At 34.2% G+C, this 26,801-nt stretch carries 31 protein-coding genes; 22 read left to right on the top strand and 9 right to left on the bottom strand.

Going from position 1 to position 26,801, the window contains the following annotated elements; translation table 11 throughout:
- Positions 1-242: 242 nt before the first annotated feature.
- The gene (locus OLM53_RS06255) at positions 243-1,013 is read left to right on the top strand and encodes a polysaccharide deacetylase family protein (protein ID WP_264522184.1); all 771 of its coding nucleotides are present in this window, start codon (positions 243-245) and stop codon (positions 1,011-1,013) included.
- 9 nt (positions 1,014-1,022) lie between these two features.
- Here OLM53_RS06255 and OLM53_RS06250 read toward each other — a convergent pair whose 3' ends face one another.
- The 3 genes from OLM53_RS06250 to pulA all read right to left on the bottom strand — a co-directional run bounded on the left by OLM53_RS06250 (position 1,023) and on the right by pulA (position 3,695).
- Complete coding sequence (locus OLM53_RS06250; protein ID WP_264522183.1) at positions 1,023-1,208, bottom strand: hypothetical protein; 186 nt, start codon at positions 1,206-1,208, stop codon at positions 1,023-1,025.
- Positions 1,209-1,310: 102 nt separating this feature from the next.
- Positions 1,311-1,730, bottom strand: a complete 420-nt coding sequence (locus OLM53_RS06245; RefSeq protein ID WP_264522182.1) for a DUF1801 domain-containing protein — start codon at positions 1,728-1,730, stop codon at positions 1,311-1,313.
- A gap of 3 nt (positions 1,731-1,733) precedes the next feature.
- On the bottom strand, positions 1,734-3,695 hold the full coding sequence (pulA, locus tag OLM53_RS06240) for a type I pullulanase (RefSeq protein ID WP_264522181.1): 1,962 nt from the start codon (positions 3,693-3,695) through the stop codon (positions 1,734-1,736).
- Between the two features lie 256 nt (positions 3,696-3,951).
- Here pulA and OLM53_RS06235 point away from each other — a divergent pair, with 256 nt between their 5' ends.
- Both OLM53_RS06235 and OLM53_RS06230 read left to right on the top strand, forming a co-directional pair.
- Positions 3,952-4,359 carry a response regulator gene (locus OLM53_RS06235; protein WP_264522180.1) on the top strand — a complete coding sequence of 136 codons (408 nt, stop codon included), beginning with the start codon at positions 3,952-3,954 and terminating at the stop codon, positions 4,357-4,359.
- An 83-nt stretch (positions 4,360-4,442) separates the two neighbouring features.
- Complete coding sequence (locus tag OLM53_RS06230) at positions 4,443-10,169, top strand: PAS domain S-box protein (protein WP_264522179.1); 5,727 nt, start codon at positions 4,443-4,445, stop codon at positions 10,167-10,169.
- Positions 10,170-10,266: 97 nt separating this feature from the next.
- On the opposite strand, the gene OLM53_RS06225 is transcribed toward OLM53_RS06230, so the two are convergent.
- Together OLM53_RS06225 and OLM53_RS06220 are read right to left on the bottom strand one after the other, a co-directional pair.
- Positions 10,267-10,707, bottom strand: coding sequence for a hypothetical protein (locus tag OLM53_RS06225; protein WP_264522178.1), 441 nt, complete (start codon positions 10,705-10,707; stop codon positions 10,267-10,269).
- Between the two features lie 619 nt (positions 10,708-11,326).
- Positions 11,327-11,998 (bottom strand): helix-turn-helix transcriptional regulator, encoded by a 672-nt coding sequence (locus tag OLM53_RS06220; RefSeq protein WP_264522177.1) that lies wholly within the window; start codon positions 11,996-11,998, stop codon positions 11,327-11,329.
- A 94-nt stretch (positions 11,999-12,092) separates the two neighbouring features.
- Between OLM53_RS06220 and OLM53_RS06215 the strand changes: the two genes are divergently transcribed.
- The 19 genes from OLM53_RS06215 (at position 12,093) to OLM53_RS06125 (ending at position 23,201) form a co-directional block, all read left to right on the top strand.
- The gene (locus OLM53_RS06215; protein ID WP_264522176.1) at positions 12,093-12,293 is read left to right on the top strand and encodes a hypothetical protein; all 201 of its coding nucleotides are present in this window, start codon (positions 12,093-12,095) and stop codon (positions 12,291-12,293) included.
- A gap of 130 nt (positions 12,294-12,423) precedes the next feature.
- Positions 12,424-14,379, top strand: coding sequence for a transposase family protein (locus OLM53_RS06210; RefSeq protein ID WP_264522175.1), 1,956 nt, complete (start codon positions 12,424-12,426; stop codon positions 14,377-14,379).
- 32 nt (positions 14,380-14,411) lie between these two features.
- Positions 14,412-15,257 (top strand): ATP-binding protein, encoded by an 846-nt coding sequence (locus OLM53_RS06205; protein WP_264522174.1) that lies wholly within the window; start codon positions 14,412-14,414, stop codon positions 15,255-15,257.
- Positions 15,257-15,718 carry a hypothetical protein gene (locus OLM53_RS06200; protein WP_264522173.1) on the top strand — a complete coding sequence of 154 codons (462 nt, stop codon included), beginning with the start codon at positions 15,257-15,259 and terminating at the stop codon, positions 15,716-15,718. The genes OLM53_RS06205 and OLM53_RS06200 overlap by 1 nt, the downstream gene beginning before the upstream one ends.
- A complete protein-coding gene (locus tag OLM53_RS06195; protein ID WP_264522172.1) occupies positions 15,702-16,337 on the top strand; it encodes a hypothetical protein in 636 nt (211 codons plus the stop codon). Before OLM53_RS06200 ends, OLM53_RS06195 begins: the two co-directional genes overlap by 17 nt.
- Before the next feature lie 9 nt (positions 16,338-16,346).
- Complete coding sequence (locus tag OLM53_RS06190; protein ID WP_264522171.1) at positions 16,347-16,694, top strand: hypothetical protein; 348 nt, start codon at positions 16,347-16,349, stop codon at positions 16,692-16,694.
- Positions 16,695-16,696: 2 nt separating this feature from the next.
- Positions 16,697-16,966 (top strand): hypothetical protein, encoded by a 270-nt coding sequence (locus OLM53_RS06185; RefSeq protein ID WP_264522170.1) that lies wholly within the window; start codon positions 16,697-16,699, stop codon positions 16,964-16,966.
- Positions 16,967-16,970: 4 nt separating this feature from the next.
- Entirely contained in the window at positions 16,971-17,654 is a 684-nt protein-coding gene (locus OLM53_RS06180) for a DUF3164 family protein (RefSeq protein WP_264522169.1), read from the top strand.
- A gap of 256 nt (positions 17,655-17,910) precedes the next feature.
- Positions 17,911-18,261 carry a hypothetical protein gene (locus OLM53_RS06175; RefSeq protein ID WP_264522168.1) on the top strand — a complete coding sequence of 117 codons (351 nt, stop codon included), beginning with the start codon at positions 17,911-17,913 and terminating at the stop codon, positions 18,259-18,261.
- A gap of 226 nt (positions 18,262-18,487) precedes the next feature.
- On the top strand, positions 18,488-18,826 hold the full coding sequence (locus OLM53_RS06170) for a hypothetical protein (protein WP_264522167.1): 339 nt from the start codon (positions 18,488-18,490) through the stop codon (positions 18,824-18,826).
- Positions 18,823-19,155, top strand: coding sequence for a DUF4406 domain-containing protein (locus tag OLM53_RS06165; RefSeq protein WP_264522166.1), 333 nt, complete (start codon positions 18,823-18,825; stop codon positions 19,153-19,155). The genes OLM53_RS06170 and OLM53_RS06165 overlap by 4 nt, the downstream gene beginning before the upstream one ends.
- Positions 19,127-19,582 (top strand): hypothetical protein, encoded by a 456-nt coding sequence (locus OLM53_RS06160; RefSeq protein WP_264522165.1) that lies wholly within the window; start codon positions 19,127-19,129, stop codon positions 19,580-19,582. Before OLM53_RS06165 ends, OLM53_RS06160 begins: the two co-directional genes overlap by 29 nt.
- Before the next feature lie 27 nt (positions 19,583-19,609).
- Positions 19,610-20,089, top strand: a complete 480-nt coding sequence (locus OLM53_RS06155) for a hypothetical protein (protein ID WP_264522164.1) — start codon at positions 19,610-19,612, stop codon at positions 20,087-20,089.
- Between the two features lie 5 nt (positions 20,090-20,094).
- Positions 20,095-20,466, top strand: a complete 372-nt coding sequence (locus OLM53_RS06150) for a hypothetical protein (protein WP_264522163.1) — start codon at positions 20,095-20,097, stop codon at positions 20,464-20,466.
- Between the two features lie 18 nt (positions 20,467-20,484).
- The gene (locus OLM53_RS06145; RefSeq protein ID WP_264522162.1) at positions 20,485-20,853 is read left to right on the top strand and encodes a hypothetical protein; all 369 of its coding nucleotides are present in this window, start codon (positions 20,485-20,487) and stop codon (positions 20,851-20,853) included.
- A 411-nt stretch (positions 20,854-21,264) separates the two neighbouring features.
- Complete coding sequence (locus OLM53_RS06140) at positions 21,265-22,218, top strand: RNA-directed DNA polymerase (protein ID WP_264522161.1); 954 nt, start codon at positions 21,265-21,267, stop codon at positions 22,216-22,218.
- Positions 22,218-22,517, top strand: coding sequence for a hypothetical protein (locus OLM53_RS06135; RefSeq protein WP_264522160.1), 300 nt, complete (start codon positions 22,218-22,220; stop codon positions 22,515-22,517). Before OLM53_RS06140 ends, OLM53_RS06135 begins: the two co-directional genes overlap by 1 nt.
- A gap of 40 nt (positions 22,518-22,557) precedes the next feature.
- Entirely contained in the window at positions 22,558-22,881 is a 324-nt protein-coding gene (locus OLM53_RS06130) for a hypothetical protein (RefSeq protein ID WP_264522159.1), read from the top strand.
- A gap of 71 nt (positions 22,882-22,952) precedes the next feature.
- Complete coding sequence (locus OLM53_RS06125; RefSeq protein WP_264522158.1) at positions 22,953-23,201, top strand: hypothetical protein; 249 nt, start codon at positions 22,953-22,955, stop codon at positions 23,199-23,201.
- Here the strand turns inward: OLM53_RS06125 and OLM53_RS06120 are convergent.
- From OLM53_RS06120 to OLM53_RS06105, 4 genes are all read right to left on the bottom strand, one after another.
- Entirely contained in the window at positions 23,198-23,650 is a 453-nt protein-coding gene (locus OLM53_RS06120) for a hypothetical protein (protein WP_264522157.1), read from the bottom strand. The two genes, OLM53_RS06125 and OLM53_RS06120, sit on opposite strands and share 4 nt — an antisense overlap.
- Positions 23,647-24,192, bottom strand: a complete 546-nt coding sequence (locus tag OLM53_RS06115; RefSeq protein WP_264522156.1) for a hypothetical protein — start codon at positions 24,190-24,192, stop codon at positions 23,647-23,649. The genes OLM53_RS06120 and OLM53_RS06115 overlap by 4 nt, the downstream gene beginning before the upstream one ends.
- A gap of 81 nt (positions 24,193-24,273) precedes the next feature.
- On the bottom strand, positions 24,274-25,515 hold the full coding sequence (locus OLM53_RS06110; protein WP_264522155.1) for a phage head morphogenesis protein: 1,242 nt from the start codon (positions 25,513-25,515) through the stop codon (positions 24,274-24,276).
- Between the two features lie 41 nt (positions 25,516-25,556).
- Positions 25,557-26,801, bottom strand: coding sequence for a DUF935 domain-containing protein (locus tag OLM53_RS06105; RefSeq protein ID WP_264522154.1), 1,245 nt, complete (start codon positions 26,799-26,801; stop codon positions 25,557-25,559).

Raw genomic sequence — 26,801 nt, 5'->3', positions numbered from 1 at the left:
CGGTTATTTTTTATTAGTATTCGAGGATTGTTTTTGGGCTACCAATTGGCTTGACTTTAAAGAGTAGCAGTGATGTCTTTTAATAGCTTTTAAAAAGGAGCAGGGGTAAGGTTTAATTTCTAGGCATAGAATATAGGAGTTTTCTTTTCTATTGACGGACGTTTTCCATTGTAAAAAAAGCTTTAAATTTGAATCCATCATTGTCGAAAATAAATCTAGCTCTTGTCCCAAACTCTTTTTATATGAAACGTATTCTTTTTAGCTTTTTACTTTGTTTACCATTACTATTCTCGGTGTCTTGTACGCCCAAAAAGACCAAACCGGATGTCCAACATGGTGGAGTAATCTTAAGTTTTGACGATGCCTATGTTGACGAATGGTACGAAGCCGATCAATTATTAAAACCTTATGGCTGGAAAGCTACTTTTTGTGTCTGCCGAATTGATTCTATTGGGACACCGCAAATGCAAAAGTTATATGATTTACAAAAAGAAGGACACGAAATAGCAGGGCATGGGTACCATCATTTTAACGCGGTGAAATATATAGCTGCTAACGGAATTTCCACTTATTTGAAAGAGGAAATAGATCCTATGATAGCCTCGATGAAAAAAAGAAAGTTCCATTCGACATCCTTTGCTTATCCATACGGCGAAAGATCGGCCGAATTGGATTCGGCATTGACACCGAAATTCGATATTATTAGAGGTCGTGCTTTTTGTGGTGATGCTCCAGAGAAAGAAGGCTGTTATTTTAGAGGGTCTAAGTTTGTCTATGCTTTTGATATTGATAATAGCCATGTCCATTTCAGCATACCCTATCTTTTAGAGTTATTAGATGATGCCAAACGAACCAATAAAATCCTCGTTTTGTGCAGTCATCGTCCAGTAAAGAACATTACCGATAATTATCAAACCAAATTTGAAACCCTAGAATTTGTGTGTAAATACATGAAGCTAAACCACATGAAGTTCTACACGCTATCCGACTTAAATCAATGGATGTCTAAGTAATATCAAGCTCTAGCGTTGGTATTTATAATCATGTGAGTTGCCTCTAGGGGCTTTTCCAGTCCCATTAGTAGCACCGTTGGCTCCTGTTCTATCGGAAGCGGTTCCTGAGTTGGGATACCTACCTGAAGAGCAAGAAAATATTGTTAAAGCTAAGAAAAGCAATAGCATAGTACGGAAGTAGTATAAAGTTTTCATCATCTACTATTTTAGTACTTTAAAGGTACTTCGCACTAATGGATTTGTTCTTATATACTGATGGGATAAAGTTATACAATTCCAGTACTATTTCATGTTAGGCTACGCTTGAAATCCATCACGGATAGCGGCTTCTAGAATTTTAATATTGATAGCTTTTATCGTTTTGAACTTAATGCAATATCCAGTGACAGTTGCTTTGCCTATGGTATCTCCATAGGTTTTGGCTAAATAGGTTTTATCCTCAATGCCCAAAATATAAACAGAGATGCCGCTAGTGTTAGTACTTAGTCCAATTTGATAAAATTCCTTAGTAGTTCCATCAGCATAGTGTATAGTTCGAAGTCCATACCCAATATTCGGATTAGAAACGACCTTGCCCTCACTATTTTTACCATCCAAGAACCATAGTTTAGCAGTAGGTTCAATACCTTGAATGATACCGTGCAAGATTTCTAAGTCACTGCGTTTAGGTTCAGCTTGACTGGTTATGTAGTTTTTGATTTTTGATTCTATGTTCATATCCTATTTATATAATACCAAAGCACTAATGCGACCCACAGAAATAGTTCCGTTTACCTTCTCAATTCCTTTTTCGTTTACCAAATCTCCATTCGCCACTACGGTCCAATTACCTTCAGGAAGCGTGATGGTTTTATCGGTTTTATCTCCATTCAACACAATTAAGATGTCTTTCCAAGCATCGCCATTAGCATTATTACTGATTTGAAATTGGATTAACAATGAATCTTTACTTTCCCTAAAGGTTACATGCTCTTGTATCATCTTTGCCGTTGGCATTCTAAACGCTGGATGGTTTTTACGCATCGCTAACAACGACTGATAATAAGTAAAGACAGCTTTGTATTTCGATTTTCGACTCCAGTCAATAGCATTAATGCTATCGGGGGATTTATAGGAATTGGCAACTCCTTGTTTGGTGCGTAGCATTTCAGCTCCCGAATGGATGAAAGGCACTCCTTGAGAAAGAAAGACAGTCAATTGTGCCAGCTTGTCCATTTTAATTAAATCGGATTCAGAGGCTTCAGGATTGGCAATTTTTAGTCGGTCAAATAAGGTGTTGTCATCGTGGCAAGAAGCATAGTTAATACTTTGAGAAGGTTCAACAGCCCAAGGAGCATCTGAATGATTGACGGCTTTGTAATTAATTTGCGGATGCGAAACAGCGCCCACTATGCCAAACTTCACACTCTCGGCCGTTCCCGTTTTTCCACCAACAAATCCGGTTTCTTTTACCTTATCATAAGGTCCGTGCAAACCGTCCCGAATATCATCACTAAAAGCGGCAATCTTATTCAATTGATAGACATTTTTCTTCACCGCTCTAAGTTTCTCGTCAAGCGGACTAGCCCCTGCAGTCCAACCTTCGCCATAAATAAAGATAGAAGGATTGATTTTATGCAAAGCCGCACTGATGTCATTCATAGTAGCTATATCATGCACGCCCATCAAATCAAATCGGAAACCATCCACATGGTATTCTTTCGCCCAATAGCATACCGATTCAATGATGAACTTACGCACCATAGCTCTTTCAGAAGCTACTTCATTTCCACAACCCGTAGCATCTGAGTAGCTTCCATCGGGATTTTGTCTGTAAAAGTAATCGGGAGTAAACTGATTAAAACTACTATCGCGTCCCGAAGTATGATTGTACACCACATCCATGATTACTCCAAGTCCGTTACTGTGCAACGCCTGCACCATGGACTTAAATTCTTTGATACTCACTGTTCCATCCTTGGCATTACTAGCATAACTGCCTTCGGGAACATTATAATTTAATGGGTCATAGCCCCAGTTGTATTGCGCTAGTTCGGGTTTTGACTCATCTACCGAATTAAAATCAAAAGCAGGCAACAGATGAATGTGCGTGATGCCTAGTTCTTTTAAATGATCTATTCCGGTTGATAATCCTTCAGCACTTTTAGTTCCTTTTTCCGCCACGCCTAAGAACTTTCCTTTAGCAGTAATCCCTGAGTTAGCATCGATAGAAAAATCTCTAATATGCGATTCATATAACACCATATCCGTGGCATTTTTTACGACAGGTCCTTTATCAAGAGTCCAGTTTTTCGGATTGGTTTCTTTTAGATTTACTACCATGCCTCGTTTGCCATTTACCCCCACTGCTTTGGCATAACTGTCAGGTGTTTCTAAAAGCCATTTCCCATTTAGCATGACTTGGAAAGTGTAGTAAGTGTTTTTTAGGTCTTTAGCAACTTTGGTTTGCCAAGTGCCTTGCATTCCTTTTACTAAAGCAATCTCTTTCAAAGCAGTTCCGCCACTACCAGCAACATACAAACGTAAAGTAACTTGTGAAGCTTTGGGCGCCCATACTTTAAAGGTTGTTGCTTTCGGTGTATAAGTAACGCCAAGGTCAGTGCCAGCATAGTTGGGATACTCTTGCAATTGGATTTGGGAAACAGCAAGGGCAGGAAGAAATAGCAGCATAAAGAGTTTCATATCAATTTGTTTTCAAATAAGAGTAAAGATATAATTTTTATATTGTTAGTAATGCAACAAAAAAAGTTATACATTTATGAATAGGGCATAGATGGGAGGAATTGTGTAACAAAAGCAATTTGAAACTTCAACATATGTTAAATAATTTATTTAAACATTAATTTCTTCAACAAGCAAGTTAGATTTAGTACTTTAACAGAATAAATTTCTTACTGAAAATATTGATTGAATTTCCTCTAATTTCTAAAAATAGCCTATGACACATACTATACTATTGATAGAAGATAATGAAGGTGATATTGTTTTGATGAAAGAGGCTTTGAAAGAGGCTAATTTTCAAGGGAAAATAATGGTAATAAAAGAGGGTAATGCTGCAATACGTTTTTTTAAAGAAAATGTTGATGCCGAAGCACTTTCCATTAATTTAGTATTACTGGATATTAATCTGCCCAAAAGAAATGGGCATGAAGTGCTAAAGTATATTAAAAGTTCTCCTGAATTAAAGCATTTACCAGTAGTAATTTTTACAACATCTTCTTCAAACGCTGATATAGAAAAAGCGTATCAAAATTTCGCAAACGCCTTTGTTACTAAGCCAACTGATACTGATGAGTTTCTTGAAGTAATTGCAAAAATTCAAAATTATTGGATTTCAGGTATTTAAACGCTAAAAGAAAACAATGCAATATTTCGATTTTGTTCAAAACAAGATTTTAATCGCCAATTACAATTTGATATTTTGAAAACATGAAGAATAGTCTAGAAAAATATAAAATAATTTTTGATAACTCAATATCCGCAATTTTATTTACCACTCCTGATGGCAGTATAGTAGAGGTCAATAAAACGGCAGAAGAAATGTTTGGTTATACCCAACAAGAGTTTGTCTGCTTAGAAAGAAAAGATGTTGTTGACTATACAGATGCTGATATCCAAAAACTTATTCAAGAACGAAAAGAAAAAGGAAGCATCAAAGCGGAGCTGATTGGAATAAGAAAGAATGGCGAAAGATTTCCGATTAAATTCACATCCACCTTATTTGTTGATGATGATGGAAAAGAATACAGTTGCACTACTATGCAAGACATTTCGATCCGAAAAAGTTCGGAACAGGAAATGGCAGTAATGATTGACAATACAGGGGAATCATTTATCTTATTGAATGCTAATTTAAATGTTGTTTCTTTTAGTAAAGAGTTGCAAAATTTAGGTAAAAAATATTTAGGCTTTGAAATAAAAAAGGGAAATTCAATCTTTGATTACGCCCAGCCAGAGCGAATAGCCGACTTGAAAGCCATATACACCAGAGTGCTAAAGGGTGCTGTAGAAAAATCAAACATTACAATTCCCTTGGCTGATGATGCTAACCGGTACTTTACGTTTACTCATTCTCCCACAAAAGATGAAAAAGGAACTATAATAGGGGTATTTGTTACAGCCAGAGACGTTACCGATGAAACCGAGAGTCAACTCGCTATCAAGGAAACTAAAGCGGAGTTGGAGAAAATCATGGATTTTTCACGAGACGTTATTTGTACGATTGATGTTACTGGCAATTTTGTAAAAGTAAGCAAGGCATCTGAAAAAGTATGGGGTTACAGCCCTGATGAATTGGTTGGGCAAAGCTTTACTGCACTAGTTCATCCAGATGATTTAGAAAAATCCATAAAAGCTTCACTTGAAGTTATTGCAGGTATTGATCAAACCAATTTTCAAAACAGGTATATAAAAAAAGATGGTACCATAGTGCCAATTATTTGGTCTGCCAAATGGGATGAGACTGAAAAAATGATGTTTTGCGTCGCCAAAGACGGTACCGAAAAAGTAAAAAAAGAAGAGGCTCTTGTGGAATCAGAGAAACTCTATAAAAATCTTTTTGAGAACAGTCCGGCTCCCATGTTTATTTTTGATTTTAAGACACTTCAAATCATAGATTGCAATGAGGAAACCCTGTTAAAGTATGGGTATACTAAAGAAGAGTTTTTATCGCTCACCATCAAAGATATTCGGCCTCCAGAGGATATTGAACAACTTGAACGTGCCGTTTCCGACGAATCTATTTACGGTAGGATACATAAAAACATTTGGCGTCATAAAAAAAAGAATGGCGACATTATGTTCATGGATATCAGTGGTCACTTAATGACTTACAAAGGAAGGAGAGTATCCTTAGTGATTTTAATTGATATCACCGATACATTAAAATTAGAAGAACAAAAAGAATTTGAAAAAAGGGATAAAGAAGCTTTAATTAATGGTACTGATGATTTAATATGGAGTGTAAGTAAAGATTTTAAATTAATAGCGGCTAATCAAGCCTATATTACTACTATTAAAGAACTCACAGGCATTACCATTGAAGCAGGAGACGACATTTTGATGCCCACTGTTTTTTCTGGGGAACTTAATGATTTTTGGAAAACTTTTTACAGCAGAGCTTTAGCTGGAGAATCATTCAAGGAAGAGATAAAAAGTCCTGCTACTAAAAATAGTAAAGAAACTTGGTCTGATATTTCTTTTAATCCTATTTATAAACAGGGAGAAATAGTTGGGATTGCTTGCTATGGTAGAAATATTACTGAGAGTAAAAAAGCTTTAAGTGTTTTAAAAGATAGAGAGGCCAAATTACGAGCTGCCCAACAAATTGCTAAATTGGGTTATTGGGAAAGAAACATCGAAACAGGTGAACTGTTTTGGTCTTCAGAGGTCTATAAGATTTGGGGCATCAACAAAAATGGTAAGCCCGATTATGAATTGTTTGAGGCTACGATCCACCCAGAAGATATTAATGCTTTCTTGGAAGAACAGTCGGCTGTAATAGCTGGCGATAAAGAAATGGATATTGAGCACAGAATTTTGCTAAAGGATGGAACTATAAAATGGGTACATGTAAAAGGGAGCTCCAAAAAAGACAATCAGGGAAACACTATCTTTTTGGAAGGTACAGTGCAAGATATTACAGAACGTAAGAAAACAGAAGAGAAACTAAAAGAAAGTATTGAACGCTATGAGAATGTTACTAAAGCAACCTCGGACGCTATTTGGGATTGGGATTTAGTGACTAATGTTACTTATAGAGCTGAAGGATTTAAAACCAGTTTTGGATTTAATTTAGAAGAGCTCAACGCTCCTGAAACCAATTGGGATAATTATATTCATCCAGAGGATAGAACCATAACGCAACAAAGTATTAAGGATATAATCCATAGTAATGAAAATTTCTGGAAACAGGAATACAGAATCATAAAGCCTAATGGACAACAGGCATTTGTTCAAGATAGTGCTTATCTTGTAAGAGATGAAACTAATAAAGTTGTTCGAATTATTGGTGCACTTAAAGATATTACAGAACGGAAGAATACAGACGATAAACTAAAAGAAAGTATTGCGAGATATGAAAATGTGACCAAAGCTACTTCAGATGCTATTTGGGATTGGGATATAGCAACTAATAAAGTTTTTTGGGGGGAACCTTTTAATCACTTATTCGGTAAGATGGATGATGTAGCAGTAAGGGATGAAGAAAAGGTTAAAAAGCGATTGCATCCGGAGGAAGTTGAACAAGTTATACAAAGTGCTAAAGAGGCTATTAAAAGTAATGATGCTAATTGGTCCTATGAACATCGTTACCTTAAAGCTGATGGTACTTATGCTTATGTTACCAATAAAGCGCTTATAATCAGAGATAAAAAAGGAAATGCTGTCCGAGTTATTGGCGCTATGCAAGATATTACTCAGCGTAAACAAGAAGAACTGCAGTTGAAATTAATGAGTTCTGTGGTTACCAATACCGATGATGCTGTTTTAATCACTGAAGCGGAACCGTTTAATGAGCCAGGACCTAGAATAATTTATGTAAACGATGCTTTTACCAAAATGACGGGCTATACTGCCGAAGAAATAATTGGTAAAACCCCAAGGATATTGCAAGGGCCGAAATCAGATAAAAAAGAGTTACTACGGTTACGAAAAGCACTTGAAAATTGGGAATCATGTGAAATCACACTTGTTAATTATAAAAAGAATGGCGAGGAATTCTGGGTTAATATGACTATTAGTCCGGTAGCCGATGAAAAAGGATGGTTTACCCATTGGATAGCTATAGAAAGAGATGTAACGATACACAAAAATGAAGAACTGCAAAATGAACTTATTGCTGATATTAGTATTGTTTTTAATGAATCTGCAAAACTTCATGAAACCCTAGATAAAACGCTACGTCTTATTACTAATTTTGGAGGTTTTTGTTTTGCCGAAGTCTGGATTAGTGGTAGTCAAAAAAATGTATTACTAAAAACCAGCACGCACTCTACTACTGCTAACATGAAATTGTTTCTAGAAGATACAAACGCTATAGAAATTTCCAGACAAGGAGAAGGTTTTGTTGGTATCGTTGCTGAAAGCAAGGAGATTGTGATATTAGGAGATTTAGCGAACCAAAAAGTATTAAGACGAAGAGCAACTATCCTTAAATATGGTGTAAAAACACTAATAGGTTTGCCCTTGCTTTCTAATAATGAAGTTATTGGAGTGCTGGCTTTTGGACTAGATTATGAGGTTCTAAATCAGGCTAAATACATCACGTTATTTAATTCCTTGTCCAATTATTTAAGCCCAGAAATTAAACGAAAACAACTAGAGCAAGAATTGAATCAATTATTCAATTTTGCTCCCGATTTAATTGTAATCGTTGGGCTTGATGGATACTTTAAAAGAATAAATCCAGTTGTTTCTGAACTTTTAGGGTATACCGACGCAGAGCTGTATGCGGTTCCTTATACCAATTTTGTTCATCCGGAAGATAGAGATAAATATATTATAGAATTAGACTCGTTAATAGAATCTAATACTACCAATTACTTTGAGATTAGAAATATAACCAAATCAGGAAAGGTAAAATGGTTGGCGTGGAATGCTATTTATATTACAGAAGAAAACAACATTTATGCTGTTGCTAAAGATATTACGGAAAAGAAAGAATTAGAAGAATTACTCCAAAAGGCAAATGAATTAGCCAGAATTGGAGGCTGGGAAGTTGACATCCCTAACAATACTATTTTCTGGTCTGATATTACTAAAGAAATTCATGAAGTGGATCCTGATTATATACCTAAATTAAAATCGGGTGTTCACTTTTATAAAAAAGGAATCAGTAGAAATAAAATCAATAAATATATCAAGCAGGCTTTTAAGACTGGTAAATCTTGGGACGATGAATTTCAAATTGTTACTGGGAAAGGAAATGAACGTTGGGTAAGAGTTATAGGGGAAGCAGAGTTAGTAGATGGAAAATTCAATAGGATTTATGGTAGTTTTCAGGATATTGATGATAGAAAAAAAGCAGAAGAGCAAATTAAAAATAGTGAAGAGCGGCAAAAGTTAATCATGAATGCCGCTTTGGATGCCATTATTTGTATCGATAAAAAGGGAATAATTACCTTCTGGAATCCAGAAGCAGAGCAAATATTTGGATGGAATGCCACAGAAGTTGTGGGTAGGTTATTGTCAGATATTATTATCCCTGAATCTCATCGAGCGTTGCACGAGAATGGCATGAAAAATTATTTAAAAACAGGAAAAGGACCCGCCTTAAACGTTTTACTTCAATTTAAAGCTATCCGAAGAGATGGGGAACATTTTCCAATTGAATTAACGGTATTGCCTATTCTACAGGATGGAGAAGAATTCTTTTGTGCTTTTATAAGAGATATATCAGAACGAAAAGCCTATGAATCTCGTTTGATTGAGTTGAATGAAAGTCTAAAAAAGCAAAAAGCAGAACTTATTGTTTCTAATCAAGAATTAGAACAGTTTGCTTATATAGCTTCACATGATTTGCAAGAACCATTGCGAATGGTTTCTAGTTTTATTACCCTATTAAATAAAAAATATGGGTCCAATTTTGATGAAACGGCAACCAGTTATATTGACTTTGCCTTAGATGGAGCCAAAAGAATGCGTCTGCTTATTTTAGATCTTTTAGAATATTCAAGAGTGGGTAAGATGCCTGAAACAAAAGAGTCTATCGACCTTAATACATTAATTGAAGAAATAAAAATTTTATACAGAAAGCAAATTGAAGAACAAGATGCCAGTATCATTGTTTTTGGGACACTTCCTCTCATAAAATCATATAAATCACCATTGTTGCAGTTATTTCAAAATTTGATTAGTAATGCTTTAAAATACAGTCGTAAAAACATTCATCCGATTATAAAAATTTCAGTTATTACTCAAGATGATAACTGGTTGTTTGCTGTAGAGGATAATGGAATAGGCATTGAGGAAGAATATTTTGATAGAATATTTGTGATATTTCAACGTTTGCATAGTAGAGAAGAATATGGGGGAACAGGCATGGGATTGGCTGTTACCAAAAAAATTGTAGAATCATTGGGTGGTAAGATTTGGTTAGATTCAACCCTTAATGAGGGGAGTACATTTTATTTCACCATACCAAAGCACTTGGCCTAAACCCTCTTGCTCAATATGGTTTTGTTAAGACGTTATGATTTACCCACAAATCAACGAAAGCTTCGCTATTTCGTCAAAGGGCTGTTAGCAGTAGGCTTTAGATTGTTATAAAATTCTTTTCAAAATCGCTTAAATCCGAATTGGATTTAATTTCATTTTTAACGCCAATAATTATCATTATTGGAATTTCGTCAATTTTCCCAAATCCAACGTATCTAAATGTTCCATCATTCATTTTATATAATGCGCCTTCAAGTATTTGGTTTCTGGAATTAAATTTTATTTCGCGCTTTTCTGTAAATTGTATTTGTTCTTCGATTTGTTTTAGCGTTTTTTTACGCATTGAACTTCCTGAAGATTCAATAGTAAACCATGAAGCTGAAAAACCATTGCATTCATTTATTTTAGTTTCTGATTCCGCTACACAATTTTCTGGAATATTTATCGTTGATTTTCCGTATTGAAGTTTTTCAATTTTATTTTGAGCGATTGCTGTTGTTGCAAAAAATAAGAAGGCAAGGATGATTTTTTCTTTCATAGATAAAGTTGGTTAAAGATTACTACTAAAGTTACGCCACTACTCCTAGTAACGAACTTCGGAACTTTTTATTTTCCGTTAAAGATAAAAATTCTTGCGAAACGCAGACGTAAGGGGGGTAAAACAAAAAGTATCACTACACTAAACCAAAAAAGGTCTAAAAAGGTCAATAAAATCAACCATTTAGGCTAAAAAGGTCTAAAAAAAGTTTAAGTACGAAAAGTACATTTACTACCATTTAACTTCCATTGATTGGGTACTTTTAAACGCTTTAAATATCATTACTACCATTACATACATCAAAGAGGTTTAAAATTGCTATAAGAGCAACAAAATAAGCTATTAAACTCTTTTTAATAACCGTTTAAACTAACATTTAAATGGTTTTTTTATGCCTTAAATTTTGATATTTATAATAAATAACAATATTGCAATTATTAATTTTGGAGTGACAGTTGCCGTGACAGTTGCCGTGACAATTTTATAAAATAATTATACATTGTAATACCTATAAATACTAAATAATATAATATAAATATCAAAAACATAGTTATGCAAGTGGGGATAATACTATTTTAAATAATAATAAAAACATATTAAATAATTGAATTACAGTAATTTACTCTAGTCTAATCACTCCAACTACCAATGCTATACCCTTTATATCATCTTTATGTACTTCAAAAGGCTCATAACTTTTGTTATCTGAAACCATTATCAATACATCTTCTTGTTCAGATTTTTTTAGTCTTTTAATTATAATTCCTTGCTCTTTTGTTGCTACTACATGAGTTTTATTCCATTGAATAAAAGTGCTTTCTTTGATAATTGTGCATGCAACTACATCTCCACTATTATATTTTGGATACATACTACTGCCTTCAACCTCAATCATAAAATCTATTTTTTTATGTTTAAATTTTGGAATGACATAGTACTCTTTCACATCCTGCTGCATTATTACAAAATCACTACTACCAAATCCGCCAATTGCTGTTACTGAAACAAATGGAAAACCATCATTTAAATTTTCAATTTGAATTGCAACTGGAACATCTTCCTTTAGCATGGATCCTTCTCCTGTTAATAACCAATTTGAGTTAATGTTGGGAAAACGATTAATTAAATTTTGAATTGGTGTAATACCAGCATTAGTTCTTTTTTTACAGATTTCTGTAATTAAAGAAGGGCTCACTTCTATTTCATTAGCAAAACCTTTAGGGGTATGTACTATTTTAGTAGTTTTTAAATACTCGTAACATTCTAAAAATCTTATTGTTATGTCATTCATATAAAATAATTTACAAAATTCTGTATAATTTATTTTTTACATACAGAAAACTGTATATATTTGCATTGTATTGATATTGTAACCAAATAAAACAATGAGTAAAGATAGAAAAACAAAACCATATGCAATATATAACAAAGCCATTATTAAACGATTACGTGAAAAACATGGCTTTACATCACATTTTATTTACGCATCACTTCGAGGTGATAGAACTAGTGAAAGCTCAGTAAAAATATGTGAAGATTATAAAAATATGGAAATTGAAATCAATAAAACACTAGGTAAGCTATGAAATTTCGCATCATTCATCACGTAAACTGTGACTTCACTTATAAAGTAATCGAAAAGCAATTACTAATAAATGAAACTGTTATCAGCTCTGTATTTTCTGAGGTAAAACCTATTTAATCAGTTGTTAAACTATGTTTGAATATCATCAAAATACACTTTGTGTAGTTAGTAGTTGGCTTTGGGAAAATAATATTCTCACAGCAGAACATTACAGAAAACTATGTAGTAGAGGTCACATCAAAAAACTAACCATTGGCGGAAATGGTCGTAAAGCATTAGTTGCTTTCGAGTCTATTCCAGAGCGTTTCAAAAAAATGATCCGTGAAAAAGGTATTGATCCCTACGCAAGCGTTAAGAAAATTGTTTTTAGTGAATACATGCACTGGGACCACAAAGCGGAGGATTACTATAGAGACTATCTACTTGACAATGGTACCCATTTACCTGAAGAGAAACAACAGGAATATACTCATCAAGCAATAATGTTCAATACAGTTAAGCACATTGCAGTTAATGTAGTAGTTCAAAAGCGTTTTGGAGGTAAAAAACAAATGTGGGAAAGAATGCTGGAGGCAATTCAAAACTTACCCGAAACATGGTTACATACCCGCTACAAAAATGTAATCTCATTCAAAAGAGCATTTAAAAAATATGAAGACGAAGGCTACGGTAGTATAGTTTCTGGAAAGTGGCTTAACTCTAACCCATCAAAAATAGTTGATGATGTTGCTGACTTCATTTTATCTCAATACTGCCTACCTGTTAAGTACACAATATCGGAAGTGATCTATATCTATAATTCAGTTCGTGAGACCAAAGGATGGAAGTCATTAACCGAAAGGGCAGTTGGCGCATGGCTTGATAAGACAGAACAAAAAAGAATTTGGATGCTCGCAAGAGACGGAAAAGAAGAATATATGAAACACTTTGGACATACAGTTACTAGAAATCGTACACAATGGTTCCCTAATGCTTGGTGGGCTATTGATGGAACTAAGCTAGACTTAGTACACTTTGCTAACAACAAACAAAAGATGGCAGCTGAACTAAAAATAAACGTAGTTTTTGACGTTTACAGCGAAAAAATCATTGGTTGGGATATTGCATATTCAGAAAACCATGCATCGCATTTCAGAGCCATAAAAAGGGCTGTAAATGAGTCTGGCTGTAAACCGTTCCTATTTACCTATGATAAACAGTCCGGACACACCTCTGCACGTATGCAAGACCTATATGATAGACTTCCTGCAAAAGGAGGAACGCATTACAGTCACAAAGTAGGTCGTAAGTCATCTCCAGCTGAGCAAATATTCAACCGTTTACAGCAACAAGTAATTTCTAAAATGTGGTTTTCAGACAAACAAGGAATTAAAGTGCGTAAGGCCACTAATAAACCAAACACAGACTTTATAGTTGAGTACAAAGAAGCCCTACCAACGGTTGATGACTTCAATAAAATATTTCAAGCCCTGGTTAATAAATGGAATGCTGGTAAACAAGAAGATTGGACTATGAGTCGAATTGAAATGTATGAGCAACCAACAGAACACCGAGAAGAAATAGACATGATGGACCAGCTTTCAATGTTCTGGATTGACGAAACCAAACCCAAAAAATATTATGCTCACGGATTACCTCTTACGGTTGAAGGTCAAGACTACATATTTGAAGTATATGATGCAAATGGTAAAGTAGATATGGATTTCAGATGGAAATGGGTAAATGAAAAAATAATAGTTCGCTACGATCCTGAATACTTAAATGACTACGTGGCACTTTACGAATTGACACCATCTGGAGAAAAAAGATTTATAACCTATGCTCAAAAGAAAAGAGCTCATGAGAGCATACCAATACTTATGGTTGAAAATTCTAAAGCATTACTACTCGAAGACATGGCTATACGTGATCTAGAATTGAAAAAATCACAAGAGAAATATGAAGCATTGATTGAAAGAACAGGCATCACCCGTGAAAGCTTAATCGAAGAGCAAGAGTTAATGGTAAAATTCCAAGGTCATTTACCCAAAGAAGAACAAATGGTAACCGATACAAACGCATTTCATTCAAGATTTACAAAATATTAAAAACTGTTTAAACCCTAATTAAACCTCACATTATGACACATCAAGACAAAATTCAAACTGTAGAAGCTTTAGAGCGTATGATAACCATAAAAGGTTCTCAAAACAAATTGGCTGCCGATATGCCAGGAGTATCCCCGGCAACACTTTCGCAAATGAGAAATCACAATTGGGAAAATATAGCTGATGAAATGTGGCGAAAAGTTGCTGTTTATGTTGGAGTAAGCTCTAACTCTTGGAACTATGCCCCAACTCGTAACTCAATGGAGCTAATGCAGTTCTTTCAAGATAGTCAAAAGTATTCGCTTGTTATGGCTGTGACTGGAAAAGCTGGAAGCGGAAAAACCGAGACTGCAAAGAAATTTGAAAGCGAAAACAAAAATGTTTTTTTGCTTTCGTGTAATGAATACTGGGATAAACGTTGGTTTTTACGTGAATTATTAGCCAAAATGGGCAAAGATCATGCAGGATTGACTTTACCAGAAATGATGTTCAAAGTTACGCAATTACTAAAATCTTTGGAAAATCCAACTATCATCATGGATGAAGCCGATAAATTGGCGGATAACGTGCTTTTATTTTTCATAACCCTATACAATGAGCTTGAAAATCATTGTGGAATAGTGCTAATGGCAACACATTTTTTAGAAAAAAGAATCAAGCGTGGTGCAGCAATGGAAAAGAAAGGTTACCGAGAGATATACAGCCGTGTAGGACTTCGTTTTATCGAGTTAGAGACTACAAGTTACTCAGATGTAGAAAAAGTGTGTAAAGCTAACGGAATTGAAGATAGTGCTACCATCAGAACCATCAGCAAAGATTGCGAAGGTGACATAAGAAGAGTTAGAAGGTTGATTTTTTCAAATAAAAGAGCTGCATAATGGAATTTAGATATCACCCAATACTTGAAGGGCTAAAGGTCAATGAAGACGGAAGTGAGATTATTTATTTAGGTAAAAAGCTAGAGCCTAAAACGTATGAAAGAACAGGAAAGTCTATCCCGATGCAAGTAGTCAACATAAAGTATAAAAACATCACAGTAATGCGATTGGTAAACGAATGTTGGAATGGTGAAAGTGAAAATTTAGACTACATAACTAAAAAAATAGATCCAGAAAAAGGAAACCATTATTCTAACCTGTGCTGGTCTAAACAAGGAGTTGGTATGTCACATGACAATAGCCCAAACTTTGGTACAAAACCAAAGTTTAGTGAACAGCAATTCAAAAACTTAAAAGCCGAAATCAAACCAGGCGAAACTGTAACTGATTTTTTAAAGCGAAAAAAAGTAAGTACAAAAGCCTACTACACAGCCAAAAAGAAGTATGAAGAAAAGCAATAGAGCCTATTCAATATCAAACGTTCTTACTAAAAAGTTTCATCCGTTAGAATTTGAAGGCGAATGGGAAGATACTTTGGGAAAACCAGATAAAGCATTTTCAGCAATACTCTACGGAGGAACATCTAACGGAAAAACAGAAGCTGGAGTAATGATTGGAAAGTATTTAAGCAATTTTGGTAAAGTAGATTACAATTCACTTGAGCAAGGATTGTCAGCCACTATAAAAGATGCCTTAATTAGAAATCACATGGAAAGTTGTAAAAATAATTTTCGATTGCTTGATAGAATGCCATTTGATGAATTGATAAAACGGTTTTCAAAGCCAAAAAGCGCCGATTTTCTTATAGTTGACTCTGTACAATATTTGAGAATAACCAAAGCACAATACTATCAGTTGAAAGAACTAATGTTATCAAAAGGGAAAGGCATCATATGGGTTAGTCAAGCAAAAGGGAAACTTCCCAAAGGAGCTTTAGCCGATGATATCATGTTTGATGTAGACTTGAAGCTTTGGGTAGAAGGTTTTAAAATTTTTCCTGAAGGAAGATTAAACGGCGGCGGAGAACCTTTCATTATATGGCCCGAAAAAGCAGCAAAATATTGGAAAGAAATAATATAAACAAAAGACATGAAAACAACAATCAGCACAATACTAAAAAAAGACGAAGTAGAATTCGAAGAGATACAAATAGCTAGATATATGCGTTGGTGCATTAATTTATCTAATAAAACAGGGTTGAGTTTACAAGCTATACTTGCCAACACTGGTATAAACAACTATTACAACTACGAATTTTCAAAGCTTGAAAATAAGTTTAGAAGTTTAGTTAATGGAAAAAGTCAATGGCTTGAGCCAAAAGCTCTCGAAGATATGTATAACATAATTGTTGTTGATATTTTTAAGATATATCCATCTCCATTAATAGAAGCAGCTAAAAACTTAAAAATAGAAAACCCACCATATACCATGAACTAACTATGAATTATCAAGCCCTAAACTCTCAAGAATATGAAAAAATAAGCTCTCGACTTGAGCTATTGTTTGAAGTACTATGGCATTGCTCACAATGTAAAGAAGTAAATCGAAGTGTTTTTACAGTCAATGAGCGAATATTAATCAACCAGGAGCGTGGAGCATTAATGAGTCAACAAAATTTGCTTTTAGAGATTTATAATGAAGATGTCCGCTACTATCAAGTGCATGAAAATATTGAAAAAAAAATACAATTAATAAAATCTAAATTATAAAACTATGAATAAAACAGATGAACCAATAGACATCAAAAATCTATCTGCTGAAGATAGAAAGGCATTAAAAGCACAACTTGCTCAAGAGGACAAAGCAGAAAAAGAAGAAAGACGTGCCAATGTCCAAGCATTAAAAGACATGGGACTTGAGTTCCTCAATACAAACATTGATTCTCTAGCATTAGCGCAAAGTGAAATGGAAACTAATGTAGCTAGCATTTTCAAAAATATGTCAAGCTATATTGATTTAAAAGCAAAAATTTACGGACTCGACAAATTAGATCAGGATAGCCATACTATTACTCATCCCGATGGCAATTGCTCTATTACAATTGGCTATAATGCTGGCATTTCATTTGATGGTACCGAAACCGCTGGTGTACAAAAAATAATGGATTACATCACAGCTTTATCTGGAAATGAAGAGGATGAAAATGCAATGAAATTGGCTAAAGCAGTTAAATTCTTTTTAAAGCCAAATTTAAAAACAGGAATGCTTAATCCTGGTCGTATCATTCAATTGAACCAAATGCGAAAAGACTTCAATTCTCCAGAGTTTGATGAAGGAATGGATATTATCATCGATGCTCAAAATAAAACCAAAGGCAGCACTTATGTGAGCGGTTGGAAGCATGTAGATATTGGAGATAATAGAACTAGAAAACTAGAGTTCAGATTTACAGTATAAAATGGAAAAGTTAATTCAATTAATACAAATCTTTTTGAAAATAGTAGCATGTGGAGCAGTTTCCATATTGGGATTTTATGTATGTATTTGGATTGGATTATTTCGGAATTGGTTTTTAAAAACGATGGATGATTTAAGCAAAAAATATAAAAGATAGTTTGATTAGGTTAACTGGTCTCCCGGAAAGTGGCAAAAGCGCAAAGTGGGGTTTGCGTACAGGTTCGAGTCCTGTTCCGGGAACAAAATAAAAACAACAATGACAACAACAACTAAGAGACAACCAATAGCATACAATGGCAGCGGTTCTGCCATTGATAACTATATGAAACCACAACCCGAGCAAGTGCAAAAGGTTGAAAATTGGGCAAGTTTTACCAAATTAAAACCTGATCCTAAAAAGCGTAAAGTATTGTTTTCATTATTGCATCAAGCGCAATGGACAAAACCGAATGCAAAATATGGAGAAGTTCCAAACTTAGAACGTTTGAGCGATTTTTTGAAAAGTGATAAGTCTCCAGTACAAAAGAAGTTGATTGATATGGAAATTGTAGAAATGGAAAAAATAATCAAAGCTTTCAAAGGAATAGTAAAATCAACATGGAAATAACCTTCTCAATATTAGACATAATTATAATGGAAATAGCAGCCTACGTAATCGTAACTTTTTTACTTGTTTTTTTTCTTGCTGAAAGGTTAAAAAGAAAAATAAAGCAATCACAATGCATACATCAGAACAAATTCACACACGTTCAAACTAGTTATGCAACTTGTGAAGAAACCGTAGAAACATGCCTTGATTGTTTTAAAATACTTTCTAAAAAAACCGACTGCAGATGAAAAAAATAGAACTACAGCTTACAGCTAGACAACTAAATACTTTAGTGTATTGCTTCAATTTTATAGGTTTTACATATCCTAAAACACGTGAGCAAAAAGTAATGAAGTCCATACTAGATGATGTCATATTGAGAGTAAAGAAAAAGCATTTAGAGGTTGAAAGTAGTGTTAATACGCTTTTCACAAAACCTAAAAAGTCAAAATTCACATTCAAATATTATGAAGCCGATTGTTTGGAGAAGTTTTTAATAATGAGTGAGCAACAAAGCTTAAGCGAGTATGATAGAAATGTAGTTCTTTTTATAAACAACAAAATAAACCAACAATTAGCATGACAACAATTTACATCGCTGGCAAAGTTACTGACGTTCCAGTTGCCCAAAGAACAAAGAAGTTTCTAGAAGCTCAAAACATGCTTGAAAAAAGAGGTTTCAAAGTTATTAATCCAATAAAGTTAATAGCTGACCCACATACTAATTGGCATGAGGCAATGGATGTTTGTTTAGTGGCATTAAAACAATGCGATGCAATATATATGCTTCCATGTTCTGTTGATAGTACAGGTGCTCAACTTGAATTACAACATGCTTTAGATTTAAACATGGATATCTATTATGAATTAGAAAATGTTGAAGATGGAACAACTGACAACCTACCGAGCTAAAGGAAAAACAATAGGGCTTGAGTTCCTTTTTAAATACGATTTAAACGGCAATTTAAAGTATTTTGAAATTGTGGAAGGCCAACTAAATGAAGAGCAAAAAGGGTGGTTATTCAGCAACAACTTTCCAGCAACTGAAGCAGATATAAAAGCGAAGTGGTTGAAGCTTGAAAAGTATAAGAAACACTTTGAATTAACTGTTGCTCCAGCAAATTTAAGTTTTGAAGCTGCATGGGAATTATTTGGACACAAGATTAAAAAGTTTGAAGCTGAGGAGCGATGGAAGAAAGCAACAGAAGGAACTAGAATAAAAGTATTTACATCGATACCCGCCTATAAAAAATATATAGAACGAAAAGGAGTATCACAAACCAATTTAGCCACATTCATTCATAAACGATATTTTGAGGATGATTGGAGAAAAGCATAAAAATTTAAACATTAAAACAATTATAACATGAGTGAACAATTAACAGTACCAAAAGATGTTGTATTAAATGAATACAACAAAGCAAAAACAAGAGGCAAAGTTCGATTAGAACGAATATTCGGTTTAAAGACTTTCTGTCCTAATATTATGGATAGGATTAATGGATTTGAAGACATCTGCAAAGAGCTTGGGAAAAATCCAAAAGATTACATCTGCAAAAGTGATGATCCTGATGATATAGCAGCCAATGCTCTTAAACAAGCATTATTAATTTCAAGATGTTACAATGCTGCTGAAGCTCCAAAAACTATTGATTGGGCTAATTCTAATCAGCCTAAATACTGTCATTATTATGAGTACTCTCCTGCCTCGGGCTGGTCGTTGTTCGATGTCGATTTCTGGATCTCGTGTACGTACTGCGGCTCCCGCCTTTATTTCATAAACAAGGAACACGCACAAGATGCTTGGAACAAATTCTCTGAAATTTATATTAATCTAGTAAAATAACAACAATGGAATCTAAAATTTTAACACTAGCCGATGCATTCATCGCTGAAGGAATTAACCCGGATACAAGACCGGATGTTTCAATGCTTCCTGAAATAGATCAGGAGCCAACAATCAAAAAGTTTATTGCTGAAGTACTGATAAGAGCATTAAATAATGAAGGTCAAGAAAAGCCTTGGGTAGCTGATTTTTCAGATGATAGTCAAACTAAATATGAACATATATACCATTTCTCTCCTGCCTCGGGCTGGTCGTTGTTCGGTGTCTTTTACTGGAGCTCGGTTACGTACTGCGGCTCCCGCCGAGTTTTTAGAACGAGAGCCATAGCAAATGATGCTTGGAACCGTTTCAAAGAGCATTTCATAGCAATTTTATAATCTAAAAAAAACAAGGACATGAGTAAAAAAAATATAACATTCGAAGAGTTCTGCGCATTAAAAGGAGTATCCGCAGTTCTACCAGAAATCACAGGTATTTCTGAAAAAGTCAAAAATCAAATGTTGGCAACCTATCAATGGGAATTTATCGTTAAAACATTAAATGATGAAGGTCAAGAAAAAGAGTGGGAACCTGACTATGCAAATGAGTATGAGCAAAAATGGGAATTATGGGTTGAGTTCTCTCCTGCCTCGGGCTGGTCGTTGGTCGATGTCGATAGCTGGTCCTCGCATACGTTCTGCGGCTCCCGCCGAGTTTTTAGAACGAGGGAAATTGCACGTTATGCAGGAACAGAACTATTACATTTCTACATAGCAACTTTTTAAATTAATTAAGGTTGTACATTGAATGCTGCTGCTTTGGTTCGGTCTCCTGCCTCGGGCTGGTCGTTGCTCGTTGTCGATTACTGGTCCTCGCGTACGTACTGCGGCTCCCGCCGAGTTTTTAGAACGAGGGAAATTGCACGTTATGCAGGAACAGAACTATTACATTTCTACATAGCAACTTTTTAAATTAATTAAGGTTGTACATTGAATGCTGCTGCTTTGGTTCAGTCTCCTGCCTCGGGCTGGTCGTTGAACGATGTCGATAACTGGAACTCGAATACGAACTGCAGCTCCCACCATGTATAATAAAATTATTCAATGTAAACCCTGCCAGCATGGCAAAAAATCACAAAGTTAAAGGGGCATTAGTATTCAATTCTTGTAAAGAACGTGACCCAATAATGCAAAGGCATGAAACGCAAAAACAATCTTTTTAATCAAATAACATCTTTTGATAACCTCCGATTAGCTGATACCCGCGCCCGAAAGGGTAAGGGTAGTCAGTACGGAGTAAAAGTTTTCGACAGAAACCCGGAAGGAAATTTACTCTTACTTCAAGAGCTTCTAATCAATAAAGGATATCAAACCTCTGAATATTCTACATTCAAAGTGTACGAGCCAAAGGAACGCCTTGTATTCCGTTTAAAATACTTTCCCGACCGAATCACCCATCATGCAATTATGAACGTTATGGAGCCATTATTTGCATCATGGTTTACAAATGATACTTACAGTTCAATAAAAGGAAAAGGAATTCATGCAGCTGCTAATGCAGTTAAAATGGCCATACAGGATAAAACTGCTACAGCATATTGTTTAAAGCTTGATATTACTAAATTTTATCCCAATGTTGATCATGATATTCTAAAGCAATTACTGCGAAGAAAAATAAAAGACAGGGATTTACTTTGGATACTTGATGAAATAATTGATAGTGCACCAGGCATTCCAATTGGTAATTATTTGAGTCAATACTTCGCTAACTTTTATCTTACTTATTTTGACCATTGGATCAAGGAAACAAAATCAGTAAAAGATTATTTCAGATACGCTGATGACATAGTAATTTTTGCAAGTACTGCAAAGGAGCTACACAAGCTTCGTGTAGAAATTACTGAGTATTTGAAAAGAGAGTTAAAATTGGATGTAAAAGGGAATTATCAAGTATTTAAAATCTGTAAACGTCGAGGTCTTGATTTCGTTGGATATGTCTTTTGGCATACACATACATTTATGCGAAAGTCAATCAAAAAGAATTATGCCAGGGCAGTAAAAAAGAAAAAGCCCAAATCTACATTAGCTGCCTACAAAGGATGGGCGATACACGCCGACACTAAACACTTAAGACGAAAATTAGCAGCATAATGAGCAATAACTTTAAAGACTTCGGAATAACACCAGAAGTAAATTATTTCACAGGTAAAAGCATCTCAATAGATGAAATACTAAACATTAATATCAAAGTATTCAGTTTCAAAATAGAGCCTTCTAAAAAGAAAGCAAATAGCGACTACTTAACACTTCAAATTGAACATGAAGATAAGAAAAGAGTAATTTTTACAGGAGCATCAATTTTGATACAAACGATTAAAAAAATTCCATTAGAAAAATTTCCATTTAATACAACGATTGTGAAGAAAAACGAATATTTAGAATTCACTTAAACAAATTTCTTACTTTTATAAACTTTAAAAACAACAAATCATGAAAAAATTTATTTTATTACTTAGTCTTTTAGCTATTATTAGTTGCACAAATAGTAGCCCTGATGATTCAAATGTAAAAGATGTAGCAAGAGCTGTAATTTTGCATAATTTAAAAAGTGCAAATTCTACTGAATTTCATCATAATGAAACAATTAATCATTTAAATGATAATACATTTGAATACAAAGAAACAATTAATGCAACAAATAGTTTTGGAGGTTCTTTAGTTGAGAATGCAACAGTAAAAATTAAATGGACTGGAGGTGATCCATCAAAAACTGAAAATTGGAGTGTCGTTGATGTAAATTTTTCAGAAAGATAATTAGATTAAAGCATATAAACCCACTATTAAAGTGGGTTTTTTTATGTCAAATACTTTCTTACTTTTGCTATATGTCTAGCTCCGATAATCGTTCTCTTGGAATTCAACGCAATAAGCTGTTACGATACAAGCTTATCAAAGAGCTATATGAAAAACATAAAACGGAAGACATTCCTACAACCGTGGTTTGGCGAAAGTACATTTGCCCAGTTTATCCAATTTCTAGAACTACATTATATGAAGTTTTAACAACTCCTGTAACTTCTGAACTTCGAAAGATTGAACTGCTTATTGATCAGCAAACAAAACTATTTGATTAGACATTGGTAATACCAATAGTATAAGTCACTTCATATTCTTGAATACCATCGTCACGCTTTACTTTTCGTATGTTTGTTCTCATCATAGCACCGGCAGAACCTTCAACACTAATTCCGTGAAGCTTCTTATGTATATCTTCCACAATATCCCAAATGCTCCAAGAATTATCTTTTTGTGATTGTGGTGTTCTGGCACTTGTGTTGGTAAGTTTTAAATTGGCAATACTCAATACAATTGTTCCAGTTGCCATTTGTCGATTAACAGGAGTTAAACTTCTATCTTTAGAAATATCACTATACTGTAAGCTTCCAATATCAATAAGTACCAAAGGAAATTGAGTTGGTGGATTTGGACTATAATCATCCAATTGGCCCCAATCTTCATCAATGTATTTCAGTTGCGGGACGTTGGTTAAAATGCTTTGAATATTCTGTAATACTGCTTTCATCGTTTCAGTTTATTAAAAATTTGCTTTTCTATTTCTTTCATGTTTAGATCAACAACATGTTCAATTCGATGTCTTACTTCTGGGTGATCACCTATGAACTGTCGTTGCTTAACTTTCATTTTTGCTCCTACTTTTTGTAATGCTAAAGATTTCCACATTCCTGCCTCTTTAGAAAGCCTCATGCCTCTTTTGTCAAGAACCGCTGTCTTTGTTTTTACATCATATCTTACAGCATTTACAGCCTTATAATACATAGCCCAAAAGAAACGTTTCATTTTTTCAGTAACAATAATCTCTCCACCTTCATTTTGCAAACTAGCATACGGTAAACTACTAGACCAGGTTAACTCATTATTACTTTGTATTGATTTTATGGAACGACGTAGTTTGCCGCTTCTCATCATCAAAGTTCCTTTTCTATTTGTGAATTTTGTATCCTCCCAAGCTTTATCAAAAAATGCTGTACGTTCAAAGTTTCTGTCGAATTCCTCTGTTAAGTCAACCCTCAAATCGGAGAGAATATTTTTTATAAAATCTTGCATTTCAAAAAGTTTTGTATATTTGCAACTTAGAGTTCGAAAAAAAATGTTAGGATTGAGACCTGATTGAGTTTTTTTTGGACTCTATTTTTTTATGATAAGATTAGCAGAATAAGGTTTTTCAAACTTTCCATTTATCTCTTCAGTATTTAATCTAAAAAGTTGTTTTTTCCATTCAAATTCATAATAATGAAAATTAGTAACCCCTTGTAAAACTTTCTTTTGATAGTTTTTACTATTTGGATCTAAAGGGGCAGTTCCAAGATGTTTACAGTTTTTTAAATTGGAAATTATATTTTTTGCAACTTCTTTTAATTCGGGTGCAGAAAAATGGTCACCAATACTTTTTATAGAACCTCTGGATATTTTAACTTGTCCAGTTTTAAAGTTTTTAAGATTTACAATTTTTGCAGTTTCTGGAATATTAGCTTTTGCCCATTCTTTAATTTCAGCATCTTTAGCTTTTCTTAATGCTGCATTTGCATTGGTAAACATTTCGTTTATAATTGGAGTAGCGACCTTAGCTCCAGCAATCATATTGTTTGGGTGTAATGGAGGTAATAACTTTTTATCTGCACCAGGATTAAATCTAAATATGGCTAGTCGGTTCTTACCATCTTTGCCAATTTGAGTAGTTGCTGCTTCTCCTTTAGTTATGCTTTCTTCAGAATTACTAACAGGATATTTATCTTTTAAAACTTCTACAAGTGTACAACGACAGTTCCATCCATTAGGGGGAGTGTAAGAACTCCAAAAAGCATCACTTTCAGGTAGAGTAGTTCCATTAAGATTTGCATGTTCTTGTCGAACTCTCGTATCTCCTGCAGTTCTATATTGCAAATAGTATCTGTTATTAGTGCCAAACGTAGACCATTTGGCAGCCATTTGTGACGAACTTACGGCAAACTCGTATTCAGACTCTAAATAGGTTTTATTGTAGCTTACATTAAGTTTGTCAAATTCATTTGATAATTGTTGAAAGGGTTTTAATTTACCATTGTCATCAAGTAATAATTTTGAAGCTTCAAAAAGTTGTGCATGTGTTTTCAAACCACCAAACAAAAAAGCATCGCTTTGTAAAGCTATACGCATTTCACTTGGCATGTCATTGTCGGTAATTGCAAAATTGAAAACATCAAAAGTTTGATTAATCAAATCTTGATATGCCTTTTCAGTTTTTAAATCTTGTGGTTTGTAACTACCAATTTCGTGCAAGCGTTTATAGGCTGTTTTACCAGCATTTAAAACGTTTTTAAAAGAATTACTTATTGATAAGTTTAATTGTTCTGATTTGTGTTTACAATCATCACACCCACAATTATACAAGCTTGTAATTCGAGAGTGAAATGCCCTAAAATAATTAGGGCTTAGACGAAAAAACGCTCGTAGTCTTCTAAACTTAATTTAGCCGGAGGTGTAGGGTTCAATTGTTTTGCTCCAATCACTTCAATTCCAAAGGTATCTTTCACCCAATTAGAATCTATTTCTAAAAAGGCAGCAGCTTCAGTTGTCATTTTCCATAACTTATCTAAATCCTCAGCTGGAGGATAAGTGTATATAACATCTTTTGTAATAATACCTAAAGCTTTCAATGCAGGAATTACAGTTGAATTCCATGCTTGCTCAATAAGAGACAAATCACTATCTATTAAATCTTGTAAAATTGATATTGACGTTTTCTCTTTTGAGTTAGAACCGTTCTTGGTATCTTGGCCAACAACAGTGCCTGCAATTCCCATAGACATTTCATTATTACAAAAAGTCATAATTCCTTTGTAAACATCACCGTTAGTTGATACACCTTGTGCAAACTCGAAGCTTTCGTTTTCATCGATAATAAACCAAGCTGCAGCACCCATGTCTTTCATCATTCTTTCTCCACGACTTACCATAGTTCTGTCTTGTGTATTAGTTTTTAAAACACGAGGTGGAATTCCATATATCTCACAAAGTTCCGAATAACAGCTTTGAGCAAATCTTTTAAAAAGTACGTGAGGAATGCATCCGTCTAGTAGTCCAAAATCTTTATTAGCTCCAAATTCAATTAACCAAGAGCCATATTCTTTTTGCTGACGGTATTCTATCTTCTTTTCGTCTAAATAATCGTAAATCAAATAGCCATTAACAGGCTCAACATTTTGTCTGGGTACTAGATTAAAAACTAAATCACCATTAACATAGTCAAATTCTCCAAGCGAGTGACCATAGTAAATAGTTTGTAAAATAGCTTTATTGACTTGGTATACAAATCTTTTATTTTGCAACAAGTCTGTTAATTCTTGATCTAAATTTCCTTTTAAATCTTTCATTATAAAAGGCTTTGAAAGCGATTTTAACATTCTATTATTTATCTGACTTTGCAAATGCAAATCAACCATAATGTTATCAACCAAATTGTAATATGGATAACGTTTAGGGTTCTCAGCACTCAAAAACATATTTTTGGCAAGCATCCAGTTTTTTATATCCTGGCGTGTTTGTGAAATAGTTTTTGGAGCAATGGTAGAAGCATAACTAGTGCCTTTTTTTGCTGTCGTATTTCCAGCAGCTAAATTTGTTGTAGCAATTTTAGACCCTAAAGCCACATCTATAATATCTTTAAATTTTCCCAT

This window comes from Flavobacterium sp. N1994 (assembly GCF_025947145.1).
Classification (GTDB): Bacteria; Bacteroidota; Bacteroidia; order Flavobacteriales; family Flavobacteriaceae; genus Flavobacterium.
The sequence above is the reverse complement of the archived record's forward strand: the minus strand, read 5'-3'. Positions and strand labels throughout refer to the sequence as shown.

Excerpts from the sequence above, each read along its gene's own strand:
- OLM53_RS06155 (WP_264522164.1), top strand. The coding sequence starts at position 19,610 with ATGAGTGAACAATTAACAGTACCAAAAGATGTTGTATTAAATGAATAC.
- OLM53_RS06250 (WP_264522183.1), bottom strand. The coding sequence starts at position 1,208 with ATGAAAACTTTATACTACTTCCGTACTATGCTATTGCTTTTCTTAGCT.
- OLM53_RS06180 (WP_264522169.1), top strand. The coding sequence starts at position 16,971 with ATGAATAAAACAGATGAACCAATAGACATCAAAAATCTATCTGCTGAA.
- OLM53_RS06140 (WP_264522161.1), top strand. The coding sequence starts at position 21,265 with ATGAAACGCAAAAACAATCTTTTTAATCAAATAACATCTTTTGATAAC.
- OLM53_RS06190 (WP_264522171.1), top strand. The coding sequence starts at position 16,347 with ATGAAAACAACAATCAGCACAATACTAAAAAAAGACGAAGTAGAATTC.
- OLM53_RS06185 (WP_264522170.1), top strand. The coding sequence starts at position 16,697 with ATGAATTATCAAGCCCTAAACTCTCAAGAATATGAAAAAATAAGCTCT.
- OLM53_RS06230 (WP_264522179.1), top strand. The coding sequence starts at position 4,443 with ATGAAGAATAGTCTAGAAAAATATAAAATAATTTTTGATAACTCAATA.
- pulA (WP_264522181.1), bottom strand. The coding sequence starts at position 3,695 with ATGAAACTCTTTATGCTGCTATTTCTTCCTGCCCTTGCTGTTTCCCAA.
- OLM53_RS06175 (WP_264522168.1), top strand. The coding sequence starts at position 17,911 with ATGACAACAACAACTAAGAGACAACCAATAGCATACAATGGCAGCGGT.
- OLM53_RS06200 (WP_264522173.1), top strand. The coding sequence starts at position 15,257 with ATGGAATTTAGATATCACCCAATACTTGAAGGGCTAAAGGTCAATGAA.
- OLM53_RS06225 (WP_264522178.1), bottom strand. The coding sequence starts at position 10,707 with ATGAAAGAAAAAATCATCCTTGCCTTCTTATTTTTTGCAACAACAGCA.
- OLM53_RS06215 (WP_264522176.1), top strand. The coding sequence starts at position 12,093 with ATGAGTAAAGATAGAAAAACAAAACCATATGCAATATATAACAAAGCC.
- OLM53_RS06220 (WP_264522177.1), bottom strand. The coding sequence starts at position 11,998 with ATGAATGACATAACAATAAGATTTTTAGAATGTTACGAGTATTTAAAA.
- OLM53_RS06125 (WP_264522158.1), top strand. The coding sequence starts at position 22,953 with ATGTCTAGCTCCGATAATCGTTCTCTTGGAATTCAACGCAATAAGCTG.
- OLM53_RS06195 (WP_264522172.1), top strand. The coding sequence starts at position 15,702 with ATGAAGAAAAGCAATAGAGCCTATTCAATATCAAACGTTCTTACTAAA.
- OLM53_RS06115 (WP_264522156.1), bottom strand. The coding sequence starts at position 24,192 with ATGCAAGATTTTATAAAAAATATTCTCTCCGATTTGAGGGTTGACTTA.
- OLM53_RS06120 (WP_264522157.1), bottom strand. The coding sequence starts at position 23,650 with ATGAAAGCAGTATTACAGAATATTCAAAGCATTTTAACCAACGTCCCG.
- OLM53_RS06145 (WP_264522162.1), top strand. The coding sequence starts at position 20,485 with ATGAGTAAAAAAAATATAACATTCGAAGAGTTCTGCGCATTAAAAGGA.
- OLM53_RS06105 (WP_264522154.1), bottom strand. The coding sequence starts at position 26,801 with ATGGGAAAATTTAAAGATATTATAGATGTGGCTTTAGGGTCTAAAATT.
- OLM53_RS06160 (WP_264522165.1), top strand. The coding sequence starts at position 19,127 with ATGGAACAACTGACAACCTACCGAGCTAAAGGAAAAACAATAGGGCTT.
- OLM53_RS06170 (WP_264522167.1), top strand. The coding sequence starts at position 18,488 with ATGAAAAAAATAGAACTACAGCTTACAGCTAGACAACTAAATACTTTA.
- OLM53_RS06205 (WP_264522174.1), top strand. The coding sequence starts at position 14,412 with ATGACACATCAAGACAAAATTCAAACTGTAGAAGCTTTAGAGCGTATG.
- OLM53_RS06165 (WP_264522166.1), top strand. The coding sequence starts at position 18,823 with ATGACAACAATTTACATCGCTGGCAAAGTTACTGACGTTCCAGTTGCC.
- OLM53_RS06135 (WP_264522160.1), top strand. The coding sequence starts at position 22,218 with ATGAGCAATAACTTTAAAGACTTCGGAATAACACCAGAAGTAAATTAT.
- OLM53_RS06130 (WP_264522159.1), top strand. The coding sequence starts at position 22,558 with ATGAAAAAATTTATTTTATTACTTAGTCTTTTAGCTATTATTAGTTGC.
- OLM53_RS06245 (WP_264522182.1), bottom strand. The coding sequence starts at position 1,730 with ATGAACATAGAATCAAAAATCAAAAACTACATAACCAGTCAAGCTGAA.
- OLM53_RS06150 (WP_264522163.1), top strand. The coding sequence starts at position 20,095 with ATGGAATCTAAAATTTTAACACTAGCCGATGCATTCATCGCTGAAGGA.
- OLM53_RS06235 (WP_264522180.1), top strand. The coding sequence starts at position 3,952 with ATGACACATACTATACTATTGATAGAAGATAATGAAGGTGATATTGTT.
- OLM53_RS06210 (WP_264522175.1), top strand. The coding sequence starts at position 12,424 with ATGTTTGAATATCATCAAAATACACTTTGTGTAGTTAGTAGTTGGCTT.
- OLM53_RS06255 (WP_264522184.1), top strand. The coding sequence starts at position 243 with ATGAAACGTATTCTTTTTAGCTTTTTACTTTGTTTACCATTACTATTC.